22 protein-coding genes are annotated in these 24,692 nt (G+C 67.8%); 15 read left to right on the top strand and 7 right to left on the bottom strand.

The genetic code is table 11. The annotated features are described in order from the left end of the window. Window positions 1-259: 259 nt before the first annotated feature. Window positions 260-400 carry a hypothetical protein gene (locus ACTMTI_RS51350; protein WP_441128208.1) on the bottom strand — a complete coding sequence of 47 codons (141 nt, stop codon included), beginning with the start codon at window positions 398-400 and terminating at the stop codon, window positions 260-262. An 854-nt stretch (window positions 401-1,254) separates the two neighbouring features. Between ACTMTI_RS51350 and ACTMTI_RS51345 the strand changes: the two genes are divergently transcribed. From ACTMTI_RS51345 to ACTMTI_RS51335, 3 genes are all read left to right on the top strand, one after another. Then, window positions 1,255-2,016: an AAA family ATPase gene (locus tag ACTMTI_RS51345; protein WP_441128207.1), complete on the top strand. Its 762-nt coding sequence runs from the start codon at window positions 1,255-1,257 to the stop codon at window positions 2,014-2,016. A gap of 455 nt (window positions 2,017-2,471) precedes the next feature. After that, entirely contained in the window at window positions 2,472-3,242 is a 771-nt protein-coding gene (locus ACTMTI_RS51340; RefSeq protein WP_441128206.1) for an AAA family ATPase, read from the top strand. Between the two features lie 771 nt (window positions 3,243-4,013). Then, window positions 4,014-4,865, top strand: coding sequence for a Mu transposase C-terminal domain-containing protein (locus ACTMTI_RS51335; RefSeq protein WP_441128205.1), 852 nt, complete (start codon window positions 4,014-4,016; stop codon window positions 4,863-4,865). A 186-nt stretch (window positions 4,866-5,051) separates the two neighbouring features. On the opposite strand, the gene ACTMTI_RS51330 is transcribed toward ACTMTI_RS51335, so the two are convergent. Then, on the bottom strand, window positions 5,052-5,393 hold the full coding sequence (locus ACTMTI_RS51330; RefSeq protein WP_441128204.1) for a hypothetical protein: 342 nt from the start codon (window positions 5,391-5,393) through the stop codon (window positions 5,052-5,054). On the opposite strand from ACTMTI_RS51330, the gene ACTMTI_RS51325 reads away from it, so the two are divergent. The 7 genes from ACTMTI_RS51325 to ACTMTI_RS51295 all read left to right on the top strand — a co-directional run bounded on the left by ACTMTI_RS51325 (window position 5,348) and on the right by ACTMTI_RS51295 (window position 15,576). Next, the gene (locus tag ACTMTI_RS51325; RefSeq protein WP_441128227.1) at window positions 5,348-6,565 is read left to right on the top strand and encodes an AAA family ATPase; all 1,218 of its coding nucleotides are present in this window, start codon (window positions 5,348-5,350) and stop codon (window positions 6,563-6,565) included. The two genes, ACTMTI_RS51330 and ACTMTI_RS51325, sit on opposite strands and share 46 nt — an antisense overlap. Beyond that, a complete protein-coding gene (locus ACTMTI_RS51320) occupies window positions 6,543-8,474 on the top strand; it encodes a WD40 repeat domain-containing protein (RefSeq protein ID WP_441128203.1) in 1,932 nt (643 codons plus the stop codon). Before ACTMTI_RS51325 ends, ACTMTI_RS51320 begins: the two co-directional genes overlap by 23 nt. A gap of 448 nt (window positions 8,475-8,922) precedes the next feature. Continuing rightward, window positions 8,923-13,416 (top strand): AAA domain-containing protein, encoded by a 4,494-nt coding sequence (locus ACTMTI_RS51315; RefSeq protein ID WP_441128202.1) that lies wholly within the window; start codon window positions 8,923-8,925, stop codon window positions 13,414-13,416. Continuing rightward, window positions 13,403-13,687, top strand: a complete 285-nt coding sequence (locus ACTMTI_RS51310) for a hypothetical protein (RefSeq protein WP_441128201.1) — start codon at window positions 13,403-13,405, stop codon at window positions 13,685-13,687. The genes ACTMTI_RS51315 and ACTMTI_RS51310 overlap by 14 nt, the downstream gene beginning before the upstream one ends. Window positions 13,688-13,812: 125 nt before the next feature. Continuing rightward, a complete protein-coding gene (locus ACTMTI_RS51305; protein ID WP_441128200.1) occupies window positions 13,813-14,211 on the top strand; it encodes a DUF4145 domain-containing protein in 399 nt (132 codons plus the stop codon). Between the two features lie 375 nt (window positions 14,212-14,586). After that, window positions 14,587-14,811 carry a hypothetical protein gene (locus ACTMTI_RS51300; RefSeq protein WP_441128199.1) on the top strand — a complete coding sequence of 75 codons (225 nt, stop codon included), beginning with the start codon at window positions 14,587-14,589 and terminating at the stop codon, window positions 14,809-14,811. A gap of 60 nt (window positions 14,812-14,871) precedes the next feature. Continuing rightward, a complete protein-coding gene (locus ACTMTI_RS51295; RefSeq protein ID WP_441128198.1) occupies window positions 14,872-15,576 on the top strand; it encodes a cytidylate kinase family protein in 705 nt (234 codons plus the stop codon). 32 nt (window positions 15,577-15,608) lie between these two features. Here the strand turns inward: ACTMTI_RS51295 and ACTMTI_RS51290 are convergent, their stop codons facing one another. Beyond that, window positions 15,609-15,800, bottom strand: coding sequence for an ArsR/SmtB family transcription factor (locus ACTMTI_RS51290; protein ID WP_441128226.1), 192 nt, complete (start codon window positions 15,798-15,800; stop codon window positions 15,609-15,611). A gap of 221 nt (window positions 15,801-16,021) precedes the next feature. Between ACTMTI_RS51290 and ACTMTI_RS51285 the strand changes: the two genes are divergently transcribed. From ACTMTI_RS51285 to ACTMTI_RS51270, 4 genes are all read left to right on the top strand, one after another. Next, a complete protein-coding gene (locus ACTMTI_RS51285) occupies window positions 16,022-16,636 on the top strand; it encodes a dTMP kinase (protein ID WP_441128197.1) in 615 nt (204 codons plus the stop codon). 3 nt (window positions 16,637-16,639) lie between these two features. After that, window positions 16,640-17,950: a B12-binding domain-containing radical SAM protein gene (locus tag ACTMTI_RS51280; RefSeq protein ID WP_441128196.1), complete on the top strand. Its 1,311-nt coding sequence runs from the start codon at window positions 16,640-16,642 to the stop codon at window positions 17,948-17,950. Window positions 17,951-17,973: 23 nt separating this feature from the next. Continuing rightward, the gene (locus ACTMTI_RS51275) at window positions 17,974-19,170 is read left to right on the top strand and encodes a DNA glycosylase AlkZ-like family protein (RefSeq protein ID WP_441128195.1); all 1,197 of its coding nucleotides are present in this window, start codon (window positions 17,974-17,976) and stop codon (window positions 19,168-19,170) included. Window positions 19,171-19,248: 78 nt separating this feature from the next. Beyond that, a complete protein-coding gene (locus tag ACTMTI_RS51270; protein WP_441128194.1) occupies window positions 19,249-19,587 on the top strand; it encodes a MazG nucleotide pyrophosphohydrolase domain-containing protein in 339 nt (112 codons plus the stop codon). Window positions 19,588-19,657: 70 nt separating this feature from the next. Here ACTMTI_RS51270 and ACTMTI_RS51265 read toward each other — a convergent pair whose 3' ends face one another. Next, window positions 19,658-19,999, bottom strand: a complete 342-nt coding sequence (locus tag ACTMTI_RS51265; RefSeq protein WP_441128193.1) for a hypothetical protein — start codon at window positions 19,997-19,999, stop codon at window positions 19,658-19,660. On the opposite strand from ACTMTI_RS51265, the gene ACTMTI_RS51260 reads away from it, so the two are divergent. Then, window positions 19,998-20,348, top strand: a complete 351-nt coding sequence (locus ACTMTI_RS51260) for a restriction endonuclease (RefSeq protein ID WP_441128192.1) — start codon at window positions 19,998-20,000, stop codon at window positions 20,346-20,348. The genes ACTMTI_RS51265 and ACTMTI_RS51260 overlap by 2 nt on opposite strands. 322 nt (window positions 20,349-20,670) lie before the next feature. Here ACTMTI_RS51260 and ACTMTI_RS51255 read toward each other — a convergent pair whose 3' ends face one another. From ACTMTI_RS51255 to ACTMTI_RS51245, 3 genes are read right to left on the bottom strand one after another with little or no spacing between them, the layout of a single operon-like run. After that, complete coding sequence (locus ACTMTI_RS51255) at window positions 20,671-22,029, bottom strand: AAA family ATPase (protein WP_441128191.1); 1,359 nt, start codon at window positions 22,027-22,029, stop codon at window positions 20,671-20,673. Next, window positions 22,026-23,546: a hypothetical protein gene (locus ACTMTI_RS51250; RefSeq protein WP_441128190.1), complete on the bottom strand. Its 1,521-nt coding sequence runs from the start codon at window positions 23,544-23,546 to the stop codon at window positions 22,026-22,028. Before ACTMTI_RS51250 ends, ACTMTI_RS51255 begins: the two co-directional genes overlap by 4 nt. Beyond that, entirely contained in the window at window positions 23,543-24,676 is a 1,134-nt protein-coding gene (locus tag ACTMTI_RS51245; RefSeq protein WP_441128189.1) for a hypothetical protein, read from the bottom strand. The genes ACTMTI_RS51250 and ACTMTI_RS51245 overlap by 4 nt, the downstream gene beginning before the upstream one ends. Window positions 24,677-24,692 lie beyond the last annotated feature (16 nt).

Below are 24,692 nucleotides of genomic sequence, written 5' to 3'. Positions count from 1 at the left end.
GCTTCGCGTACTGCCGGGGAATGCTCCTGCGTCGCCCGCCCGGATGAAAGATGAATATGACTTAGTTTCGTCATCAGCAGATGGCGCATGGGGTTTCCTCTGCCGCGCCGGCCGAAGATAATCCCAGAACGACTGGACAATCTTTCCGTGCGGCGTATGCTGCGCTGGAAGATGGTTAAAGCGTACGTTCTGTTCTTCAAAGCACACGATTCATTCTCGGGCGCGGGGAGGGGAGCAGATGGCCGGGACGGTCAGTGAATCAGCAGGCATCGAATTCGCGGTCCACAAGGGTGCGTTGGCCATGTCCATGGTGCGACGCATGCTCACGCTGCAGGAACAAGGCCGCCTGAGCGTCGAGCATATCCAGATGGTGCCCTGTCTTCTCGATCGGAGTGAGCACGCCATCCGGTCCTGCATGCGGGTAGCGCGGAGAACGTCTTCGCAAACGCTTCCCCCGCATCTGACTGGGAGCGGGTCAAGTGGTCCGGGGCGGCTACACCTGCAGGCAAGCGAGGGCCTCCGCAGTTCACCAGGGGCCGGTCCACTGGGCGCGAGCTGGCGAACAGGCAGACCCCCATGACGATCATCAAGAGGCTGGCGCATCGAGCCGCCAACATTGCCCTCAACCTTCCCTGTGCGAGGGCCGAGGGGCGGCGGGTGATGCCGAGGTACTCACCCACTTGCGGCTCATCACCATGGCGGGCATCATTCTGGCCGGGGATGATGCTATGCGCCGCAGGAATGGTCGCTACGGCTGGCCTCCCACGTCCAGGCGCGTCTACCGTCGCACACCGGCGACGCGGTGAAGGCCTTTCGCGCGTAAACGGCCAATAGCCGGGGACGCGGTCGCGGTCCGACCGGCCAGGCCTCCCGAGTTAGGCAGCGCCTCCAAGGGCTGAGCGTCTGTCCGTACACCGGTGTGAGAGTGCTGGGCAACCACATGATGGCCTCCAAGAACGACGCAAAAGGGTAAGAGCGTCCAAGGACGATGGGGCCACCGCCGGCGTAGCAAGCGCGTCGCTGGCCACAATGGCCGCCAGGCGCTCCAGTCTGCTGCCCAGCAACGCAGTGTCCACTATGAGACGTCACCAGACCCGTCCGCGGTTGCCGAACGCGATGACCTGCCAAGGCTCACGCCGAAGTCGCGGACGAACGGGCGCGGGGTTCTGCGGGGCGCTGCCTGAGATCTTGAACCTGCGCAGCGCCGGCCTGAGCCGCGCAGCACGCTCTTTCCGATGAACAGGAGGACTGGTCATGACCACAGGCAGCGCGCCCCCACCTCACGACAGAAACGATCACTGTGCGCGGCCAGACGGCGGCGACGTCGTGGCTACCGAAGCCCTCCAGATGACATACGCCAACCTGAAAATGGCCCTCGAAGAGCGCGCCATGGCATGCATGTACGGTGATTCCGGCCTCGGCAAGACAGCGATGGTGAACGCCGCCCTGCGCTATCTCGCCCCCGAGGAGACCGTCCACATGTCGGACTGCCGCCCTCGCCGTATGCGTGATGGACTCTTCGATGCATTAGGTCTGCAAAGACCCCGGCCGAGGAATTCCCGGGAGTGCGACAATCTGCTCAAGACGACGCTGGCGGAGAGGTCCCGGGTCGTGGTGTGTGACAACGCGGACTGGCTGCCGGCCGACTGCTTTGAGTGGTGGTGTCATCTGTGGGACGACCGCCACACCGAGACGGCAATCGTCTTTGTGGGCCGCGCGGACTGCTTCGAGGTGCTGGCGCGGGAGCCCGCGCGCATCCTGCTCTGGCAGGAGTTCAAGAGGATGACCCTGGCCGAAGTGCTGCGGGTGATCCCGGCCTACCATCCGATCTGGGCCGATGCCGACGCTAAGGTCATCAAGCTGGCCGACCGACGGATTGCTCACGGCAACTGGCGTGTCTGGGCCTACCTCACCGCGCATGCAGTGAACGCGCTAGAACAGCTCCAGCGCCGGACCGTCGATGAGGACGTTCTGCGGTGGGCGCTGGACAGGCTCTGCCCGCGATGGCCGGTGTGACCGTCGCCGGGGGTCCGCGTCTGTGCCGGGCCGGGGTGGCACGGCGAGGCCAGCTTCCTCACCTGTGTCTGCTGGCGGGCAGGAAACGACCCCGGTACTGGTCCACGTGTCCGGTCGCCGGCTATCGGTTGGCCCCTCTGAAGAGCTCAACCTGCCATGCCTGGTTGGCGGAGTTGCTGGTCCCCGCATGGCTTGGCGTGGTGCACGTAGTTCCGCCCCCGCGATGCAGGTCTCGCTGCGACAAGTTCCCGCTGTCCAGCGACACAGCGTCCGTTATGACCCGCCACGACAGCACCTGTCCGCGGCTGCCGAACACGATGACCCGCCGGGCCCAAGCCGAAGGGCTGGGCTTCACGGGCGGCGATCGTCCCGGGCGCGCTGTCTCGGATCACCTCCCTTACGGCACCTGCCCAGACCGCCCAGCACACTCCTGCCAGCAAGCATGAGGACTCGTCATGACCACAGGCAACGTGCCCCCACCCGACGACGGAAACGATCACTTGCAACAGCCCGACGGCGCCAATCTCGTGGCTACCGAAGCTCTCCATCTGACGCATGCCGACCTGCGGTTCGTTCTCGAGGAGCGGGCTATGGCATGCCTGTACGGCGATTCCGGCGTCGGCAAGACGACCATGGTGAACGCCACTGTGCGTCACCTCGCCCCCGGGGATAGCATTTACGTGTCGTGCTGCGCTGACGCCTCCAGCCTGCGCCATGGACTTTTCGACGCTCTGGGGCTGCAAGGACCCAGGCCGTGGGGACCACGGGAGTACGACAAGCTGCTCACGACGGCGCTGGCGGAGAAGTTCCGTGTTTTGGTATGTGACGATGCACACAACCTCACGGCCCACTGCTTTGAGTGGTGGCGTTTTCTCTGGGACAACCGCGACACCGACACGGCGATCGTCTTCGTGGGCGAGGCGGACTACCTTGAGGTACTGGCGCCGACACGTAGCCCGATGATGGTCTCGCGCATCGCGCTCTGGCGGGGATTCAAGAGGATGCCCCTGGTCGAAGTGCTGGATGCGATCCCGATCTACCACCCGATCTGGGCCGATGCCGACCCCGCGCTCATCGAGCTGGCCGACCGAAAGGCCGCCCACGGCAACTGGCGGGCCTGGGCTCACCTCACGGCGGATGCAGCGCGCGCCCTCGAACAGCTCCAGCGCCCCATCCTCGATGAGGACGTTCTGAGATATGTGCTGGACCGGCTACGCCCGCAGTAGCCGCTGTGATTGTCGCCGAGATCCACGCTCGTGACGTTTTCAGGGGACGCACGAGGTACAGCTCCTCACCGGTGAGGTATCGGGCTGCAGGAACGGCTCTGATGCGGGCCCAGCTGGCCGCCGGCCGAACCTGGCAGATGACCTGCATGCGCCGATCTTCGGGCTTGTCGCGGATCGCATTCCCGGAGATTCCCATGGCCGCTCCACACAAAGGATCAATAACGCTCACGTTCGCAAGTGATGTCGCGTTGAGGTCGTCGCACGGGCTTTGCCTGCGGCCCATTCATCCATCGAAAGGTGAATGAATTTATATTTCATATTGGATTGGCTCCGCGCCCTCGCATTCATGTCCGAACGTGGTCGGATAAAATCAAGAAAAGATGTGTGGAGAATTGTGGTCGAGGTATATACTTCGTAGGTTGAATGTGGCGTAAGGGCGTGTATATCTCTTCCACGGAGTTCAGGAAGGACCCCCATCCTTTTGGGGCAGCTTCAAGAAACGGGAGGGCGAATGGATTCGACGACAGCAGACGGTCGAGCGTCACGACGACGGCCCCGTGACTGGGACGGGCGTACCGGACGGCGTGGTGGAGCCGTCTTCGAGGTCACGCCAGAGATCCGCGCCAGGTACGCCGCCTGGCGGGGTAATGCCGCAGCGTTACACCGGGAGCTGGTTCAGCAGAGCAATGCCGGCGGTCATCTCGCTCCCAGCTCGGCCACCCTGCAGCGCGCTTTGCTGGCCAGCATCGTCACTAGCCAGTGGAGAAATTGGTGAGCCGCCAAGCAGGCGCCGCGAACCCGACCGGCGCGCATCGCAATGCGGTGTGGGAAGGCGACCATCTCCAGGTGCCGGTCGAGGTTAGCCTTGATGGGAAGACGTGCAGCCCCTGGATCACCTGGTTCGTCGATCGCGCACACGCAGCTATCTGCGGACTGGCGGTCGGCCCCGAGGCTCCCTGCCGGTCCACTGTGCTGGTCGCTCTGCGCAGCGCGATGCTGACCGACGAGCAGCCCTTGCCCTTCGGCGGGATACCTGAGCGCATCTGTGTCGACCGCGGGAAGGATTTCCTGTCCGAACCCCTGCGGTCGGTGCTCGATCAGCTCGGGGTTACCGTGGAGTGCCTGCCTCCCTACCAGCCGCACCAGAAGATGGTCATCGAAACAGTGAACGGCGCTGCACAGCGGATGTTCTTCTCCACGCTGCCCGGTTACAGAGAGGCCGGGCAAAGGATGAGCGGCGCGCCTGTCGAAGCCGACGCACCACCCTTGGCCTTTGCTGACTTCGTCACCCGCCTCCTTGAGTGGGTCACCTGGTGGAACACCAAGCACGTCAGCGGCGCACAGGGGAAGTCTCCCGCCGAGGCATGGGATGCCGACCCGGCCCCCATTCGCCACGCTGACCGGGCCGATATTGACATGCTGCTCCTGGATGCCGAGGCTCAGGACCGCCGCATCACGGCAAGCGGCATCAGACTGCACGGGCGTACCTACATCGCCTCCTGGATGGCCAGCCTGGAAGGCACGCCTGTCCGGCTCCGCTTCCTACCCGGTTACGAGGACAACGTGGAAGTCTTCAGCGCCCGAGACGATGCCTATCTGGGCCGCGCCTCCCTGGCGGACTGAGATACCGGACAGTAGCGTCTCGCTCAAGGGCCGCCCATGGCCAAGCGATGTGGGCGCCGGTCCGCCGGAGACGAACAGGCTGCCTTGACGCGCATGACGTTCCTGCACGGGTTCTGTCCGAGCGGCCGCTCGACCGTGGTCCAACTGACCGGCACGTGCGGCTGCGGCTCGCCAGCGAAAGCGCGGTCATGTCAGCAACTTCCTGATACTCCTGAAACTGTCCTGTCCAAGAATGTCGACGATGGAACCGCGCTGGCGGGGCGGAATGGTGCCGTAATTGTCGCGAACGGCAAGTGCGAGGTTGTAGCGCACGAGGTATTCCTCGTCCCTGGCGAGGGCCACAGCACGGTCCGGGGGAAGAGAATCGGGACTGCGAGCCCAGCGAACCGCCGCGATGGCGCGGAAGCCGGGCACCGGATGAACGGCGAGACCTTCCAGATCGAGGCCGGACTGCCCGGCGGGAAGAAGATTAAGGGCCCGGCATACGTGCCACTGACCCTGTCTGGTCGCGCCGCGCGCCAGGGCCATGCCACTTCGCTCGACCGCCCGCGTACTTCACGGGGAGGGAAGAGGAACTGGCAGAGCACGCCGCTTGGATGGACGACGAGCGTCCCGCGGCGGCCCTGCGCGTCGTGACGGGCCAGCCCGGAGTCGGCAAATCGGCTCTCTTGGGCATGTTGGTCTGCGCCTCCCACCACGACCTTGCCCCGCTCGATCCCATGATTCGCGGTGCGCGCCGGCTCCCGCGACGTGGCCTTCCCCTGGCGGGGGTGCATGCCCGCGGCCAGACTCTGCGGCAGGTCACCGGATCGATCGCGAAGCAGTTGCGGCTGGCGCGGGCAGACGCTCACGGATGGACTGCGGCCGCGTTGATCGCGGCGATCCGTGATGCCTTCGCGACCGGCCCACCGCCCATCGTGGTGCTCGACGCGCTGGACGAGGCGGCGGCTCCGGATGACCTGATGCGGCTGCTGCTTCTCGAACTCGCGCGCCTGGAACGCGGCGGCCCATCAGCAGGACCGGCTTGCCGGGTCCTCGTGGGCACGCGGGCATGGGAGGAGTTCACTCCTTTGCTGGACGCCGCCGCCTCGGCGGGTCAGATCTGCGACCTCGACGCCGTGCCCGCCCGGCAGGTCCGGCAGGACATCACGCAATACGTCGAGCTGAGATTGAGGGCCTGCGCGAGCTACCGCCACGAGGAGGCGGCCGGCGTGCGTCATGCGATCAGCGAGGCGATCGCGAAGGCGCTCACCGATCCGCAAAGAAATGCCGCCACCAGCGGAGGCGCCTTCCTGGTGGCCGGGCTGTTCGCTCACTACCTCACATCACGCGACCGCGCGGCGCCCGCCGTCGAACCGGCGCGGATCCGCTCGATGATCCCGGCGACCCTGGGAGAGATTCTCGAACTGGATCTGGCCCAGAGCTGGCGGCGTCCGGTGCTGGCGGCGCTGGCCTCTGCCAAAGAGCCTGGCTTGCCGGCGCGGCTGCTCGGCAGTGTGGCCACTGAGCTTCGGCCGCGGCCACCCGAAGCCACCGGCGGGTGGGAGCCTCCGGGGGCCTGGCATGTGGAGTCCATTCTCGACGCTGTCGGCTTTTACCTGCGCCGTTCGGTCGGGCAGGACGGCGTGGGGAGGCGGGCTGTCATGGCTGCTGTTCACCTTCGTGGAGGAGCGGTGGGTGCGCTCCATCGCCTTGGGTGAGCTCGGCGAGCGTTGCGTCGCCATCGTGGGCGGCGACGACGGAACCGTGCGCGTGTACGATCTCGCCGCGTGTGAAGCCGTGGGGCTGCCGATGACCGGTCCGCGGGACGTGGTGCGCAGCGTGGCAACCGGCACGCTCGACGGCCGCCCCATCGTCGTCGCCGGCAGCGATGACGGGACCGTTCACTTCTGGGAACTGTCCAGCGGCGAGCCCGCGCGCGCCGGCGCTTCCGGGCACGGCATGATCGTCGCATCCGCCAGGATGATCGAGGCCGTGGCCTGGACGAGCATCGCCGGCCGGCCGGTCGTGGTCAGCGGCGGAAGCGACCGGGTCATCCGGCTGTGGAACCCGGCCGACGGTACCTTGATGAGGGAGTTGCGCGGCCACAGGATGACGGTGACCAGCCTGGCCTGCGGGAAAGTGCGCGACGAACCGATCCTGGTGAGCGCGGGTCAAGACAGGACGCTGCGCGTCTGGGATCCCCGTAGCGGTGCCCAGCTCGCCGAGCTGACCGGTCACGACAGCTGGATCAACGCCGTGGACGTCATCAGCACGAGCGAGTCCGCTCTGGCCGTCAGCGGAGGCACCGACGGCATCGTCAAGGTATGGGATCTCGTGGACCTCACGCAGAGGGCCGAACTCCGTCCACGACCCCAGGCGATCTCCGCCGTGGTGATCACGGAGATCGACGGCCGGTTCATCGTGGCCTCCACCGGCGTCGACGGGACCATCAGCCTCTGGGATCTGGCAGAGCAGCGCTCCCTGCCCCACACCATGAGCGGCCACTTCCAGCCGGTCAGCGCGTTGGGCGTCGGCTCGCTCCAGGGACGTCCTGTCGCGGTCAGCGGCGGCGGGGACAAAACCGTCCGGCTGTGGGACCTCGCCCAAGCCTTGGACCGCGGGCCAGACTCCGGCAACGACCAGGCCTGCCACGCGGGCGACGTGAAAACGCTCGCTGTGACCGATGTCGGCGGGCAGACGGCGGTCCTGAGCGGAAGCCACGACGGCACCATCATGCTCTGGCGTCTCGACGACGGCGCCCTGTTGTCGACATGGAGCGCGCTGCCCTCTCCCGAAGCAGCGGCAGAGCCCGTCCCCGGCTACGACGACCAGGAGATACACGCGCTCGCCCCCGCGTGGGTGGAAGGCGAGCTGCGGGTGGTGGCCGCTGTCGGCTCGGCACGCCTGCTCAGCCTGAACGTCCACGCACCCGATGCTGCCCGGCAGTTGGTGGGCCACGTGGACATGGTGAACGCCGTCGCGACAGTCGAAGCCGACGGCCGCAGCATGGCTGTCAGCGGAGGCGACGACGCCATGCTGCGGTCGTGGGATCTCCGGACGGGCGCGCTGATCCACGAGATGGACGGGCACGACGGCTGGATCAACGCGGTCGACGCCCGAATCGTCGAGGACACACCCGTTGCCGCGAGCGGCGGGGATGACGGCACGGTCCGGCTCTGGGATATGAGATCAGGCCGGCAACTGGGAGCGACGCTGGCAGACGACAGCGACTCGGTCAACGCTGTGGCCATCGCCGTGGTGAGCGACCGTGTCGTCGTCGTGGCCGGGGGCGACGACGCCCGCATCCGCATCTGGGACGTAGCCGACGGCCGTGTGATCCATATTCTGGACGGTCATGCGCAGGCGGTCCGGGCGCTGGCCATCGCGCATGGACCGCGTCCACTGCTGGTCAGCGGCGGATCGGACGCCACCCAGCGCTGCTGGGATCTGTCCACCGGCGGCCAGATCACCGAATACCGGTTGCCGGACGCCGTCCACGCCGTCACCGTGGCCTCCGACGCCAGGATCGCGGTGGCGTTCGGATGGGAGGTGGCGGTCTTACGACCAGCTCCGACGGGAGCCGGACCCGCATACCCCGGGGAGCCGGGCAGGGCAGCCCCCGGGTGATAGGGCTATGCGCACACAACTGTCGTCGGCCGGCGCGAGCCGTGAGACTCCCCTCCGGACAGCGCCCCGCCGGGATGGCCCCGCGATGCCCCTCCGGCTCCGGCAGCTCGCCGACGGCGGGCCGGACACGATCGGAGCCGGATGCCGGACTCCAACCGCCGCTCAGTGCACGACCGCGGGCCGCTACGAGCTCGGCGCTCACCCTCCCCAACGATCGTCAAATAGCCATCTTCGGGTAAATGGGTATTCCGCCATTGATCGCACAGAATTCGACGTTGGGTAAGATCACGTTGCCCGCGTAAGTGTAGAGCGCGAGCACGCTGAAATTAGGAAGGCTGCTATTGGAGCGCGCGGACACCCGTTACACCCACTTTGACCGTGGCGCTTGAGCAGATGTCGGTGCTCATGCATTCTGAAGGGCTGGGTTGTCAGAAGGGTGCCCTTTCACATGAAGCCACCAACCGCGAGAACTGCCCAAGACCCCAAGGTCGTCGAGACGACCATCGGCCTCGTCAGGTACTTACGCGATCTCGCTCGCGCCGGAAAAAGAACGATTCGCGACTGTGGTGATTACCGCGAAGTCTGGTGGCTGGCCGAGCTTCCTGAGGAGGTCAGTGTCCGCCGAGACCACGGCGACACCATTCTTCTGGAACTGGCCTACGAACCTCACCTGCCTCCGCCAGATCTGCCGCCCCTGCTGAACGGTCGCATCGACCCTCGCCAAATCGCTGATCCGTGGGGTGATGCTCCTGTCCTGCGCGATCTGATCCCGTCCGAAGGCGACGCCCGTCCCGGCGATGCTCTCGCGATCACGCAGGGTCTTGGTGGTCCCCATGAGGCCGCGCATAAGGCATGGCTGCCCTTCTGGCATCGATGGGCCGACGCCGAACGGCGCGCGCAGCCGCGCCGTGACCTGTATCAGGACCTGCTGTCCGCCGCCCGCCAGATAAGCCAGCACGACGACACCCTGGAGGCGGTGCTCGGCGTGGGCCTGCTGCGCTCAGCGCCTGTCGACAGGAAGAAAATCCACCGTCATCTGATCACGGTTCGCGTCGACCTTCTCATCAACCGAGCGACTACCACCATCACCGTGAAGATCGCCCCAGAAGCAATACCGCGATTTGAGGATCGACAGTTTCTCGAACCCGAGGATGGGTTCGCCGCTGATCGAGTGGAGCCTGTGCGGAAAGCGCTTCGGGAAAGAGGCCCTCACCCGCTCTCCGATGCCATGGCCGAAATGCTCGAAGAATGGCACACCCGCGCGTTCGGCTATTCCGCTCCATTCGGCCGGTCCTGGAGTAGGCCGGACCCGGCAGACGACACACACATCACCGCCCTCGCGCCGGCGTTGATCCTGCGCGAGCGAGACAGCGATCTCGTCGTCGAGTGCTATCAGGAAATCCTCAACACGCTGGAGAAACCGGACGTGGCCGCTCCTCTCGGCCTCGCTCAGCTGGTCTTCGATCTGGAGAAAGACGAGCGCATCGCCTGGCGCACCAGCTCCGGCCAGCAGGCCGATCTCCTCCTTGGCGACGATCCGCTGTTCCCGCTGCCGACCAACGCGGCCCAGCGATCGGTGCTCAAGCGCCTGCAGCACGACACCGCTGTCGTCGTCCAAGGACCTCCCGGAACCGGCAAGACGCACACCATCGCCAACCTCATGGCCGCGTTGCTGGCACGCGGCAAACGAGTGCTGGTCACCAGCGCGAAGGACCAGGCCCTGAAGGTGGTCCGCGACCAGCTTCCACCCGCTCTGCGGGACTTGTGCGTGCAGTTCTCCCATCGCTACGCCAAGGGCTCCGACGTGCTGGAACGTACCATCTCTGCGGTGTCGGACCGGGTGGCGAGTAGCGATGTCGAACACATTCGCCAGAACATCGCCAGGCTGCACCAGCAACGGAGCCAAGCGCTTCACCAACGGGCCCATCTGCAAGGCCAGGTCTTCGAGCTGCGTGAGAGCGAAACGCTGCCGATCAGCGCGGCCCCGGGATATGTGGGCACCCGCGCTGACATCGTCGAGGCCGTGCAGCGGCAGGCCGCCGGCTTCGGCTGGATCGACCCGCTCCCGGACTCGGCGGCGCAGCACCCGAAGCCTCCGCTGACGGCGGATGAAGCGCGGGAGCTCGCCGACCTGCTCCAGGGCGCGGATCCGGAGCGTATCCGGCTCTCGCACGAGTTCCTGCCCGCCGAGACCGATCTCCCATCGCCGGCGGAATTCGGCGCGCTCGTCACCGCGACCGCGTGCGAGCACGAACCCATGCCCACGGCGCTCGGCGAGCACCTGGCAGCGCTCCCGGCCGACCAGGTGGAGGCCATCGACGCGCACTGCAACAAGGCATTGGATGCCTTGTACCGGCTCGGCATGCCCGGCCGGGCCGCCGTCTGGGGTGAGGCCGACTGGCGCGCCACCGCGTTGCGCTGCGCCTTGTCCCAACGAGATCAGGCGCTGTGGCAGACCCTGCAGCAGATGACCCAAAAGGCCGTAGCTCATCAGCGAGCATTGACGGGTCTCGGGGCCCGCCAGGTCACGATCGCTCCTGCGTCCTCTGAGGGGTCAGGAGCGATGGTCAGCGCGGCACAAGATCTGCGCCGATACCTGGCCAACAGGCCGGAGCGCGGCTGGATGAGACCCAAACTGATCCGCCAGGCGGAACGGCTTCTGGCCGGGTGCACCGTCGACGGTCAGCCACCACGAACCTTCAACCAGGTCGAAGCCCTGCTCATACATCTCGAAGCCGACGCACTCGTCGCCACCCTGGATGAGCACTGGAAGCATGCCGGCCTCACCCCGAGGCCCGGGCCCCTGCTCGCCCGGCTGTCCGACCTGTGCGATCGGGCCACTGATCTGAGCGCCATCGCGTCGTTCGCCGGGGCCGTCCAGCACATCGGCGCCATCCTGCGCTACAACCGGCTGCGCCACCTCATCCACACGGCCGAGGGATGGGACGAACTGCTCGACACCATCGCGTGGAGCCATCGCCAGGTCGTGGCCCGGCAGGCCATCACCCAACTGGAAGTGATCGCCGGAAAGCTCACGCCGCGGCTGAACGAGAGCGCCGCAGCGGCGACGCGGACCCTGCAACGCGCTGTTGGCGAGCGGGACAGCCACGCCTACGAGCACGGCATCGACGCCTTGTCCGCCGCGATCAGAAGGAAGGATCAGCAGCGGCGATGCGACGCTCTGCTGGACCGGCTGCGGACGGCGCACGCGCCGGTGGCCGCGGCCATCGCCGACTCCCCCACCGATCCGCACTGGACCGAACGGCTGTCGCAGCTTGCGGCGGCCTGGAACTGGGGCAGGGCCGCCGCCTGCTGCCGCCGCTTCAGCGATCCCGACCTGGACCGCAAACTCACCGCCGCGCTGGAGGAAGCAGAACGCGCCGTCGGTGACATCACCGCCGACCTGGCCGCCGAAAACGCCTGGCTGTGCTGCCTGACCCGTATCACGCAGGAACAACGCCAAGGCCTGCAGGCCTACAAGAACCGGGTGAGCGACCTGGGCAAGGGCACGAGCAAGCGCTACGCCGAGCGGTATCGCCAAGGGGTGCGCGACGCCATGGCCCTCGCGCGGGACGCGGTACCAGCGTGGATCATGCCACTGCCGCTGGTGGTGGAGACCATCCGGCCCGAGCCGGACTGCTTCGACGTCGTCATCGTCGACGAGGCCAGCCAGATGCAGGTCGATTCCGCCTTCCTGCTCTGGCTCGCCCCCCATGTCATCGTCGTGGGCGACGATCAGCAGTGCACGCCCTCGATGATCTCGCACGGCGAGCTGAAGCCCATCCAGGACCGTATCGATCAGAACCTTCCCGATGTGCGGCGTGCCTTCCGTGACGATTTCGCCCCGAAATCGAACCTGTACGCGTTGCTTCGCGCCCGCTTCCCCGACGTTGTCCTGCTCACCGATCACTACCGCTGTATGCCTGAGATCATCGGCTGGTCCTCCCGGCAGTTCTACGACGACAAGCTCGTGCCGCTGCGCCAATTCGGCGCCGAACGACTCGACCCGCTCCAGGTCGTGCACGTCGAAGACGGCTACGTCGAAGGAGCCGAGCGCCGGATCAGGAACGAGCCCGAGGCCAAGCAGATCGTGGACACGCTGGCCAAGCTCTTCGCCGATCCGCGATACGCCGACAAGACCTTCGGCGTCATCGTGCTTCAGGGAGACGGGCAGGTCCGCCTCCTGGATCGCCTCATTCCCGAGCACATCGACGCTGCCGACATCGAACGTTACGACCTGCGCTGGGGGCAACCACCAGACTTCCAGGGCGATCAGCGCGATGTGATCCTCCTGTCCATGGTCGTCACGAACCCTCCGCAGATCGCCAGCAGCAAAGTCCAGCAGCAGCGCTTCAACGTGGCGGCCAGCCGAGCACGCGATCAGATGTGGCTGTTCACCTCAACGCCGGCCCACCGTCTCAAGCACAACGATCTGCGATATTCGCTGCAAACCTGGATGTCCGACCCCGCGATCAATGAGTTCGGCCAAGAAGAACCCGCAGACGTCTCCCCCGACGTCCCCACCCGGCCTTTCGACTCCCTGTTCGAGCAGCGCGTATACCTGCGCATTCGCGAGCGCGGCTATCGCGTCGTGCCGCAGGTGCCCGCGGGCGGCAAGCGCATCGACCTGGTGGTGGTCGGCGCGAAAGGCAGGCTGGGCGTCGAATGCGACGGCCGCTTCTGGCACACCGCCCCCGATCAGGTACGCCACGACATCCGCCGGGAGCAAGAGCTCCGGCGTGCGGGCTGGGAGTTGTGGAGGCTGCGGGAAAGCGACTTCTCCCTCGATCCCAACCGCGCCCTGAAGCCCTTGTGGCGCGAACTCGACAGCCGCGGCATCAAACCTGGAGTCATCCAGACCCGCAAGCCGGCAGGGCCCTCATCCTGGCAGCCCATCATCCTGCACGACGACGAAGAGAGGAGCGGCGATGGAACGCCTTGACGACAACACCCTGCGTCAGCTCGGTCGCATCATCTGCGGGGACGACACGCCCTACTCGCGCCGAAGCTACGAACTGCCGAAGTTTCTCAAGGACGCCGGCTGGGCAGAGGTTCCCGACTATGACCACGGCCCCCGTCTGGAGTGGGTCACCCAGCGGCTCCGAGAACGCCGCGACCATGCCGACGACATCGAACGGGTCATCCTACGCCTGTGCGACCAGAGAGAGTACATGGGCGAGCCGCCCGGCACAGCAGCCGAGATCCCAAACTGATCAACGAATTTCTCGTTCACGAGGGGTACAAGGTCGAACGTCCAGCGGGCCGGCCGCGCATCGTCGAGTGCGAACCCGGATCGGCGTCCCCTGGTTCGCTCGCGCCGGTCACCCTGAAAGTGACGATGTCCCAAGTCGTCCAAGACCCGCAGTTCGCGAAAATCCTCCAAGGGCGACTCGATGAGGCGCGCACCTGCACCGACAACGGCTGCCACGTCGCCGCGATCATCATGCTGGGTAGCCTCCTGGAAGGCGTCCTCCTCGACGCCATCCACACCCGGCTGCGGCAGTCCTCATCCTCACCACAGCAGCAATCGCTCCACGACCTCATCGAACTGGCCCGGCGGCACCGCTTCATCGGTGTGGACGTGCAGAAGTTCTGCCACACTCTGCGCGATTACCGCAACCTCGTCCATCCCCACAAACAGCTACGCATGGGCGAGCCGCCCGACCGGGACACCGTCGACATGTGCTGGCCTGTCGTCAACGCCACCCTCAACGATCTGGCCGCTTCGGCATCATGATGATCCCTCCAACGGCCTTGGCGCGTTGGCCGGGCACAGCATTCGGCAGCCGGAAGATGGCGATGATGGCATGGCCGGCGAACTGATAGTAACCAGCGTGTCGGAAGTGATGGTGTCCATCCCCTGAGAGACAGAAGCGTGAGGACGGTTCTCGGGCACGTCAGCATCTCCACCGAAACCGGAGCGCTTCACTTCTTCACCGCCGGGTGTTGAAGACTTCGTGAAGGGGGCGGCGTGGCACGGCGGGCACCGGGCCCGTACCCTAGCCGCAGCAGCATTTGCAGATGGCCGAGTGTCCCGGTGGGCTCGCCGCGGCGCCCACCGTCTGGTAGATCCAGAGGCTGGCTGAACAGGGACGCCGACACCCCATGGGCGGTGGCGGTGAGCTTCGACTGGGAGCGGACGTACTCACGGGACGAGTGGCTGGAACTGCTTCCCACCTATGGTGCCATCGCCAAGCTTCCGCCCGACGACCTGGCCAACGTGCTGGAGACAGTCGGAGCCCTGATCGACAAGATGGGCGGCGGCTTCAGCATGCCGTACACCACTGTCGCCGTGGTCGCCGTGCGGAGAGACACCCATGGAGGACCACGGGAATAATGCTTGAGACCTGTGATCGGCAGGGAGGGGTTCATCAGAGGCACCGGGAGAGAGGCAGCAATGGACCAAGGCACCCGCGGCGAGCTCATCAGCCGGCTGGCCGAGGCGATCAGCTCCGTGGCGACCGCGCACCCGCTGCGGGTCGCCATCGACGGGCCGCCCGCCGCAGGCAAGACCACGCTGGCCGACGAGCTCGCCGCCGTCCTGCGCGCGCAGGACCGCGCCGTCATCCGCGCGACCGTCGACGACTTCCTCGTCCCCCGTGCGCAGCGCTACCGGCGCGGCCAGTACTCAGCCGAAGGCTGCTACTTCGACGCCCACGACCGCGCCGCCCTGTGCCGGGTCCTGCTCGATCCGCTGGGCCCAGGCGGAGACCGGAGGTTCCAGCCCGCGGTCTACGACAGAGACACCGACACCCCGTCGTCCCCGCCGGCCACGACCGCCCCCGCAGACGCCGTCCTGCTCTTCGACGGCGTCTTCCTCCTGCGCCCAGAACTCATCGACCGGTGGGACCTGCGCATCTTCGTATCCGTCCCCTTCGAGCAGACGGTGGATCGCGCCCGGGACCGCAGCGCGGCACTGGCCGGATCCGCCGCCGACACCGCCGAGATCGAACGGTCCTGGCGCCATCGCTACATCCCGTCCCAGCAGCTCTACTTCGCCACGGCCCGCCCAGCCGACCACGCCGACATCATCGTGTACAACGATCAGCTCCACCGGCCGGCCTGGGAGGTCCGACCGCAGTCGGCGGTACCCGGGATCTGACGACCATGCGACCACGGCCACTTCGGCCCAGGTCAGTCGCCCAGTTGTGTAAGCAGGACGACGCCGGTGTCTTCCAGTTCGTACAGGACGCGCGGGCCGACGCGGTAGCGCCGGACGAGGCCGGCCGAGGCGAGTACGGCGAGGTGCTGCGACACGGTGCTCGGCGCCAGCCCGAGGGAGGTGGCCAGCTTGGTCGTGGTGGTCGGTGACAACAATCCGCGCAGGACCGCCGCACGGCCGCGCCCGAGCGGATCCTGGCCGGCGGGCTGGATCTGGCCGGGAAGAAGACCACCCTGGCAGAAAACATCGCTCTGGGCTCGCCACTACGAGCTCGCTTCTCCCGCCATGTCCGGAGCGATCCGCTCGACATACACTCAAATCCCGTGAGAAGGGAAGCGCAATGCCGCCTACCTGCTCAAATGGTCTTCCAGGTTTCCTCATCACGTTGGATGGCCCCAGCGGTGTCGGCAAGACGACCTGCAGTCGCCTCCTGTGCGGGATCCTCGCCGAATCGGGACTGTCCGCGGTCCGCACCACCCAGCCATCCGACTCCCCGATCGGCTCGTTAGCCCGCTCCGGCACCCGCGACTTCCACGGCCTGACATTGACGTGTCTGGTTGCCGCCGACCGCTACCACCACATCGCCACCGTGATCGAGCCCGAGTTGCAAGCCGGGCGGGTGGTCGTGTGCGACCGGTACGTCCCCTCGGCGTTCGTCCTGGACCGGCTCGACGGCGCCGACGTCGAGTTCATCACCGACCTGTACCGACACGCCCGCCGCGCCGACCTGGCCGTGTTCCTGCTCGGCGACCCCGAAGTGTGCCTGCGCCGAGCCCGGGAGCGCGGCACCTACAGCCGCTTCCACCACGGCAATCTAGCCGCCGCGAGAGTGGAGCGCGCCCTGTTCGCCGAGACCGCCGAACTGTTCCGCGCCACCGGCACCCCCACCTTGATCCACCAGATTGGCCACGCCGACGCCGGCGCGGTCGCCGCCGCGCTCGCCGAGCAGATCACCGCGGCGATCGCCTCCCACCCCCACCCCCTACCTCGAGCGAGGTGACGTGTGAAGGTCGCACTGCTCTACCCCGAGGTCTACGACATGGCGCGCTTCCGCGAGCAGCGCAAGGAGTTCCCCCCGTTCGGCGTGCTGTACCTGGCGGCCGTGACCGAAGCAGCCGGACACCAGGTGGAGATACACCGCGTCGCCCCTGGCCGCACTGCGCTGGACCTGACCGGCTTCGACGCAGTCGGCTTCAGCCTGGCCTCCTCGGCCACCTACGGCCTGATGCTCCAGGCCCGCCAGGAGACCAAGCTCGACCCCGGCACGCTGGTCATGGCCGGAGGTGTGCACGCCAACTTCTACCCGGCCGAGGTTCTGCACGACCTCGCCGCCGACGTCGTCGCGGACGGCGAATCCGAAGGCACCGTCCTTGAACTCCTCGACCATGCCGACGACCGGGACTTCACCGGCGTGCCGGGCGTGTTGTTCACGCGCGACGGCCAGACCGTGCGCAGCCCCGCCCGCCCGCTCATGCGCGACATCGACCAACTGCCGCTGCCCGCCCGGCACTTGCTGCCGCGCGAGGACATCGTGCTGACCGACCGACTCGCCGGGACCGATGCGCGGATGGCGCACGTGATGTTCAGCCGGGGCTGCCCGTTCCCGTGCTCGTTCTGCGCGGTCGCCCAGCGGCGCATGCAGTACCGCGGAGGGGCCAGCGCCCGCGCCGAGCTCGCCCACCTGATCGACGCCTACGGCATCGAGGGGTTCGCGATCGTCGACGACAACTTCATCGTCAACAAGAACAAGGTCGCCGACATCTGCACCCAGATCGCGGATCTGGGCCTGCGCTGGTCGGCCCTGTCCCGGGTCGACACCGTCGACCGGGCACTGCTGGAGACGATGGCTGCCTCGGGCTGCATCGAGATCAAGTACGGGATGGAGTCCGGCAGCGAACGCCTGCTGAAGGCCATGCGGAAGAACACCACTCAGGCCAAGATCCGCGCCGCGGTCGAGATGACTGCGGCCGCTGGGATCTCGGCGAAGGTGTTCATCATCCACGGCTACCCCGGCGAGGACATCGAGAGCACGAGGCAGACCATCGGCCTGCTGCGTGAGCTGCGGCCGATGCTCGGCCGGGTGTCGCTGTTTCGTTTCGTGCCGCTGCCCGGCACCGAGGTGTATGCCAACGCGCTGTTGCACGGCATCCGTGGAACCCACCAGCAGCCGGGCTGGGATGGCGACTGGAGCAAGTTCCATATCCACCACAACACCCGCCGCTGGTGGGGCGACGACGAGGCGTGGGCCGAAACCGAACGGTCCTACGCTGAGTTGCGCAGGTTCGTGGAAGGCGAATGGGGTCCACAGGGGTGACCGTCGTTGCTAGCCTGCCCCGCATGGCTAGTCCCGGCCCCGAGACGGCAGAAACGCACACGCTCAGCCCTCGGGAGGCCGACAGGCTGTGGAACTGGGTGCTAGCCCGCCAAGGCCTCGCCCTCCACACCCGCCGGACCGGGGTCGAGGAGATCGCCGATGCGGGGCTGGGCCTGCACGCCGCGCGGCTGCCGTCGCCATTCGCCACCGTGGCGGCCCGCGCAGCCGACCAGTCCGTTCCCCTGGAGCTGTTCGACCCGGCCGTACGCTCCCGCCTGGTGACCGTGCGATGCATGCGCAAAACCCTGCACACTCTGCCGCTGCACCTCGCCGCCGCCGCGCACGCCGCCACGCTGCGCTTCCGCGAACGAGACGCCCTGCGCGCGATCGCCAACGCCGGCCACAGCCACGCCGCCATCACCGCGGCCACCGCCGCCGTGGTAGAACTGCTGGGCGAGTTCGGGCCGCTGTTCCATCGCACCATCGAGGCCCGGCTCGGCGCGGCGGGGATGCCGGTGATGGTGACACGGCTGGCGCTCAAGCTCGCCTGGGAGCGCGGCACCCTGGCCTACCTGAACCAGGCCGCGGGCTGGAACCGTGAGGTGCGCGCCTTCGCGCTCACTGCCAGCGCCTATCCCACGCTCGACACCGTGCTGGATCCGCACGCTGCGGTCGACTACCTGATGGCCGCCTACCTTGACCGGTACGGCCCGATCAGCATCCGAGACGCCACCTGGTGGTCGGCGCTGTCGCGCACCGCAGTAGTCGGCGGCCTGGAGCGGTCGGGCGTCAAACTCGTCCGGTTGTTCACCCTGTGGAGCGACAGCCCGATGTACATGAGCGCCCAGCGGTTCGCCGAGTTCACGGTGGCCGACGACGCCGACTGCGTCAGCGGGGTGAATCTGCTGGCGCACGAGGATGTCGCGCTCAAGGCGTACTTCGAAACCCGCCGGCGTTACCTCGGCGACCTCGCCCAGGAGGCGGCGTTCAACCAGATCGGCGAGGTCCTACCGACGATCGTGCTGGACGGCCGCGTGGTCGGCACCTGGGCGTGGGACCCCACCGCCAAGCGGGTACGCCACCGGCTCATCCCCGGCATGGTGCCAGTTGCCCGGCACCCCGACGTTCGGGCGGCCGCCGCCCGGCACACGGCCGTCCTGCGCTCCGGCCTGTGCCGCGTACCCGTCCCTCGAATCGCGCAAGGCCAGCTGACCCTGTGAAAGTCGGGGTTTCCGGTGAGCCGTAACGGGTGGTGCTGCTAGCGTGGCGCTCTCTCATCCGTCACAGGCGGGATCACTATGCACCCTCTTCCCAACACGCATTCACCGTCACTGGAAGAACTTCAGCGCTACGTCGCCGAAATGGAGCAGGAACGGGGCTTCGCGCACAGCAGCATCGTCGATCAGTGCCTGAAGCTGGCCGAGGAGACCGGAGAGGTTTGCAAGGCGGTGCGCAAGCAAGCCGCCATGTCGATCGACCCGACCAGCCAGGTCGGCACTGTCGGGCATGAGCTGGCCGACGTCCTGATCTACGTTGCGGCCATCGCCAATCGTGCAGGGATCGACCTGGCCGAAGCCCTGCGCGCCAAGGAACGGATCAACGAGACCCGCGTCTGGACAACGGCGGTCAGCTCGTAGCCGGACTCTTCTGATCTGCTGCGCGGCAACCTCAAAGCCCTCCAGCACCGCCAGCTCGCCTCGCTCGGACTCAGCGGACGACGTCACCAACCCGATCGAACGCGAGCGTTTGTCTGGCAGGTCCAGCACTCCCTACTGACGCGCCCGCTTTCGCCTGCGATCGGTGATGACCGGAGCGGTGCCGCTCACCGCCGCCTTGGCGGCCGCGGTCGGCGTGATCTGGCTGCTCATCACGATCTGCCGCATCGTCATCGCCTTCGTCGTAGCCCACCGCACCGCCATCGTGTCCGTCCTCATCGCCGTAGCCATCCTGCTCATCATCGGCGCGGCCGTACGCGCGGTGCATGTGCATGAGGCGAAGATGCGCCGGCAGCAGATCGAAGACCGCGCGGCTGGAGGTGATCGACTCCATGAGCGGCCAGGACTTCGAACACTTCATCGCCGACCTGCTCCGCGACGAGGGCTATCTGCACGTCCAGGTGGTCGGCCGCAGCGGCGATCAAGGAGCCGACATCACCGCCCGTACCAGGAACGGACGCAAGATCGCCGTGCAGTGCAAGCGACAGGCCGCGCCCGTCGGCGCCGACCGTATCCGCAACCTCATCGGCGCCGTCCACTGCGCCTACACCGGCCACCAGGCGGTCTTGGTCACCTCGGCACGATTCACCCGCCCGGCGCTCGACGAAGGCCACGGGCACGTCGTCCTGATCGACCGAAACCGACTCGTCGAATGGATGAGAGGCAAGCCGCTGGGACTGTGACATCCGCCCTCGCCAGACGAGGGGCGATCTCCGCCCCTCCCCCGCAAGCCGGGGGAGGAGGACACGGTGAAGGGGTCAAAGGCGGGGTTCGCGGTGCACCGGCTCGGCGATCCGCGGCCCTTCTCCGCAGACACGTCCTGCGCCGACACGGCATGCCTGCCGCAGCGTGGATGTTCCTGGCTACGTGCGCTCGGCGTTGCGGGCTTATCCGCGGGACCGGCAGGCCAAGCGCGCTTGGCGTCGCGCGGCTTGGCCTGTACGATCGCGCACGCCGAGGCGCCGGCCCGTCACACCGTCGGCCACATGTGGCCGACGGACCTGATCAGCCGGGTGCGACGATCGTGTGCGGCTCCAGATGGCTGAGTACGGTGTGGTGGGCTTCCCAGCCGTCGGGGAACTTGACGGGGACGTTGAGCCGCACCGGGTCGGTGGCGGGATGGGCGTCGAGAAGATGGGTGATGCCGGCGCGGGCGACGACGATGCAGGCCTGCCGATGGCGTGAGGTGAGCACGCACAGCCGGCCCGCCTCCAGGTGGAAGGTGGTGGCGTCACGCCGGCCTGACAGCGGGTGGACGACGATGACCACCTCGAACTCCCGGCCTTGCAGCCGGTTGGCGTTGTCGACGACGACCTGATCGGCGCCGGGAACGTTCGTGCGGGGCAGCAACCACCTGATCTGCTCGGCTTGGTCGCGGTGCACGACACCGATCGCCACGTCAGCGGGAGTCAGGCGCCGCCCGCCTGGGTGAAGTTCGCAGCGTTCGACGGCGCCGCGTGCCAGCAGCCGGGCGGCCAGGCCCGCCGCGGCGCCGGCCACGTCGCTATCGGTGCGCTGGGTGTGCCGGGCGGGGAGTTGATGCAGAGCCCAGCCGGTCCGGCGGGCCATGTCCAGGGTGTCATCCAGCGCCGATCGCACGCCGGCGGTGGTGAACTGCAGCTCCCGTACCCCGTCCGGGACGCCGGCGGTGAAGGCGGTGTAGGGGTAGAAGGCCGGGGCGACGAGGGTGGCCGCGCTGGCCGGCAGTCGCCAGGAGACGGGCAGCCGGCGTTCGATGACAGCCTCGCGGTTGTGCGCCAGCAGGACGTCAACGGCGTTGTGGCGGGGGTCGTAGGTCAGGCCCGTCCACCGCTCGGTCGCTACGGTGGTGAACGGGTCGAGCTGGCCGGGGTCGCCGACGAACAGGCCGCGCTCGAATTGGGAGGCGACCAGGAGCAGCGCATCGGATCGCATCTGGTAGGCCTCATCGACGATGGCCCAGCGCCGGCGGTGGTCCTTGACCCGCGCCCATTTGGCGGCGGTGCCCAGCACGATGTCGAAGCCGCGCAGATCGTCGATCTTCGTGGCGATGGTCACGTTGTCCAGACCCCGCAAAGGGCTGCGGCCGGCGGCGTAGTCCTCGCCGCTGATGCGCCCAACGCGCAGGGCCGGATCGTCGGCGGCCAGGCGGACGGTCAGGTCGTCGATCTGGTTGTTGGTCTGCGCGATGATCATGATCGGTTCGCCTGCCGCCACGAGTTCCCGGGCGGCTCTGCGGACCAGCGTGGTCTTTCCGGCGCCCGGCGGGGAGTCCACGACGACGCCGCGGCCGCCGTCGGCGCGGCCGATGGTCTCGAGGTCGCCGAGGATGGTCTGGACGGCTACTGCGGCGGCGGCCGCCGGGTCAGGCGGGGTGGATGTCATGGCTGGTCGGCTTCCGATGGATCGGCGGAGGTTTGGTCGGCGGGGGTTTCGTCGGCGGAGGTGCCGGTGTGAGTCCAGGGGGTCTGTTCGCGTGAGGGGAACTCGGCCGCGCCCCATTGGCTGGGCGAGGCCGTGTAGCAGACCGGCTCGTCCAGCTCGGGAACGGCGTCGGCCACGGGCCGGCTGACCGTGCCCATGCCGGCGGTGACCTCCACGGTGATGAGGTGGGCGTCTTGCCCGTCGGGCACGACCTCGCGCACGCGCACGATGGTGCGGGGACGCCGGGGATCGACCAGATCTTGGTCGCGGGTGATAGGCGGTGGATCCTCGGTGCGCACGGTGAAGCGCGGGCGCAGGACTCGTCTGCCTTTCGCGCTGGTCACCTGGCGGTCAGGCTCGCGTGTGACCACGACGCCGGCGAAGGCGGCGCCGGCGGTGCGGCGTTCGGCGAGCACGAAGGGGTCATCGAGCGCCTGTTCGTCGTCGAACATGTGGGTGGCCTGTTCGAGGCGGGCCAGGCGCCGGGCTGCGTCGACGGCCTGGTCGTACACCGGCTGCGGGGCTCCGCCCCGCGCGATGAGCAGGCTGTGGCCGGTGAAGCGGTCACGGTCGTCATCCCAGCGGCGGGCGCATCGGGGCGCCTGCGGGATGGCACGCAGCAGCGCGAGCCCGTTCCAGACCTGATCCCAGGTCGGCTCCAGCTGCCCGGCCAGCGCCTGCTGCAACTCCGCGGCCAGCCTCGCCGCGGTGCGGTGATCTCCGGCGGCGAGCGCCTGCCGGTGCGCGATCATCCTCGGTTCGAGCTCCACGTCGTCGAACGTCGGGTCGCTCGCCGGCCCGGCGGGGGGAAACAGCACCGGGTTCTCGGTGCGCAACGCGGCCTGGGCGCCGCTCAGCCCGGCCGGCGGCTCGATCCAGGCCAGCAGCGCCGACAGGCTCTCATCCTCCAGGCCACTCTGGCCGGTGGCCCAATGGGCGGCCAGTTGCGCGGTGAGCGGCAGCAGCATCGACGAGCCCGGGTACTCGGCGCGCTCGGCGAAGAAGGTGAGCCAGCGGCCGAGCAGCGCGACCGACGGGTCGGCTTCTGTGACGTTCGGCGGCCCTTGAAAACGGATGGACCGCCCCACCAGCCTGAGATACTCGACGGTGGCGTGGTTGGCGACGATGATTTGCGGCGCGTCCGCGCACCGTTGCCGGACCGGCTTGCCGGGCCGCGCGGGCAACTGCTGCAGCGTGTTCTCCCGCCGCCTGATGTGGGGCAGGATGACGGCGGCCAGCTGGGCGTAGAAGGCCTGCCGCTGGTCACGGTTACGGGGTTGCGTGACGGTCAGCAGCGTCGGCCGCCGGCGCTCGGTGCCGACCATGCAGGCCAGCGGCGCGGCCGCCTCACCGGCCATCGTCAACATGATCAAGACGAGGGGCTCGTCGACGAGGTGGTGGTGGCGCATCTGGCGCAGGCGCTCGGCACGGCCCTGCCGGGTGGCGCGCAGCCGGGCAAGCGCGGCGAGGCTGCTCATGCCGCGCCTCCGGCCAGTTCGGCACGCAGCCGTTCGGCGTGCCGCAGGGTGCGGGCGACGTCGGCCTGATCGTCGCCGGGCTGGCGCCGTCCTTCGGCCAGGGCCAGCGCCGTGTGCATGGTGTCGACGCCGCCGAAGATGTCGGCAACGCCCAGCCCGTACACATCAAGCGAGGCGTTCTCGCGTGCCTCGGCGCGGCACAGGCCGGCCAGTTCGCAGTGGGCCATGCACTCGGGCCGGTAGCGGGCGGGGATCCGGCGCAGGTCGGCGGCCAGTTCCGCGGGCGGCCGGGTGGCCATGCCGGTGGCATCGACGGCGAGGTCGAAGGTCAGCCCCGGCGGCAGCAGGTCCAGCAGGGTGTCGATGCCGTCCATGCGGGTCAGTTGCCTCTTGAGCATGCTGATCTGTTTGCGCGCGTCGATGAGGGTGGCGATCGGGGTGTTGCCGAAGTTTCTCGGCGTCACCAGGAACACCGAGGTGGCCACCAGCGCCGGGTCGAGTCCGTTGCTGGCGAACAGGTCCTGCAGCGCGATCACATAGATGGAGGCTTGCCGCGTTGCGGCCGCTACCTGTGTGCCGTCCGCCTGCCGGTCGATGACCGGGAACGACTTGATCTCCACGACGTAGAACCGGTCGCCGATCTTGAAGGCGATGAGGTCGGGTTCGAGGTAGACGTCGTGGCCGCCGACGTTCAGCCGCAACATCGGATGGTCATACAGCGTGCCGGGCGTGGGGCCGCCGCGGGCGGCGTTCACCAGGGCGCGGCAGGTCTGGCGGTAGCGCCGCTCCCGGCTGGTGCTGTCGCCGACGCTTTCCAGCGGAATGTAGGCCACCTGTTCGATCGGCAGGCCGAGGCTCTCGCGCAGCAGCGCGAGCAGTTGCGCCCCGCCGTAGTCCTTGACCTGATGCTCGAAGGCGTTACCGCGGGCCAGCGCGAACCGTGACTGGCCGAACTGCCACGGATGGCCCGCCCGCTGGGCGACTTTGCCCTTGTCGGCGCCGCACGCGTCCAGCAGGGCGCGCCGGGCGCAGCCGGGATTGACCGACAGCCCGACCAGGGTGCGGGCGTTGTGATTGACAGGAGGCTGGCCGCCTCTGAGCGCGTCGAGCCGCGCGGTTGTGGTGTTCACCAGGATGTGACCTTGC

Origin of the sequence: Nonomuraea sp. H19 (assembly GCF_052068215.1) — a bacterium.
Classification (GTDB): Bacteria; Actinomycetota; Actinomycetes; order Streptosporangiales; family Streptosporangiaceae; genus Nonomuraea.
This window is presented reverse-complemented; position numbering and strand designations above follow the sequence as displayed.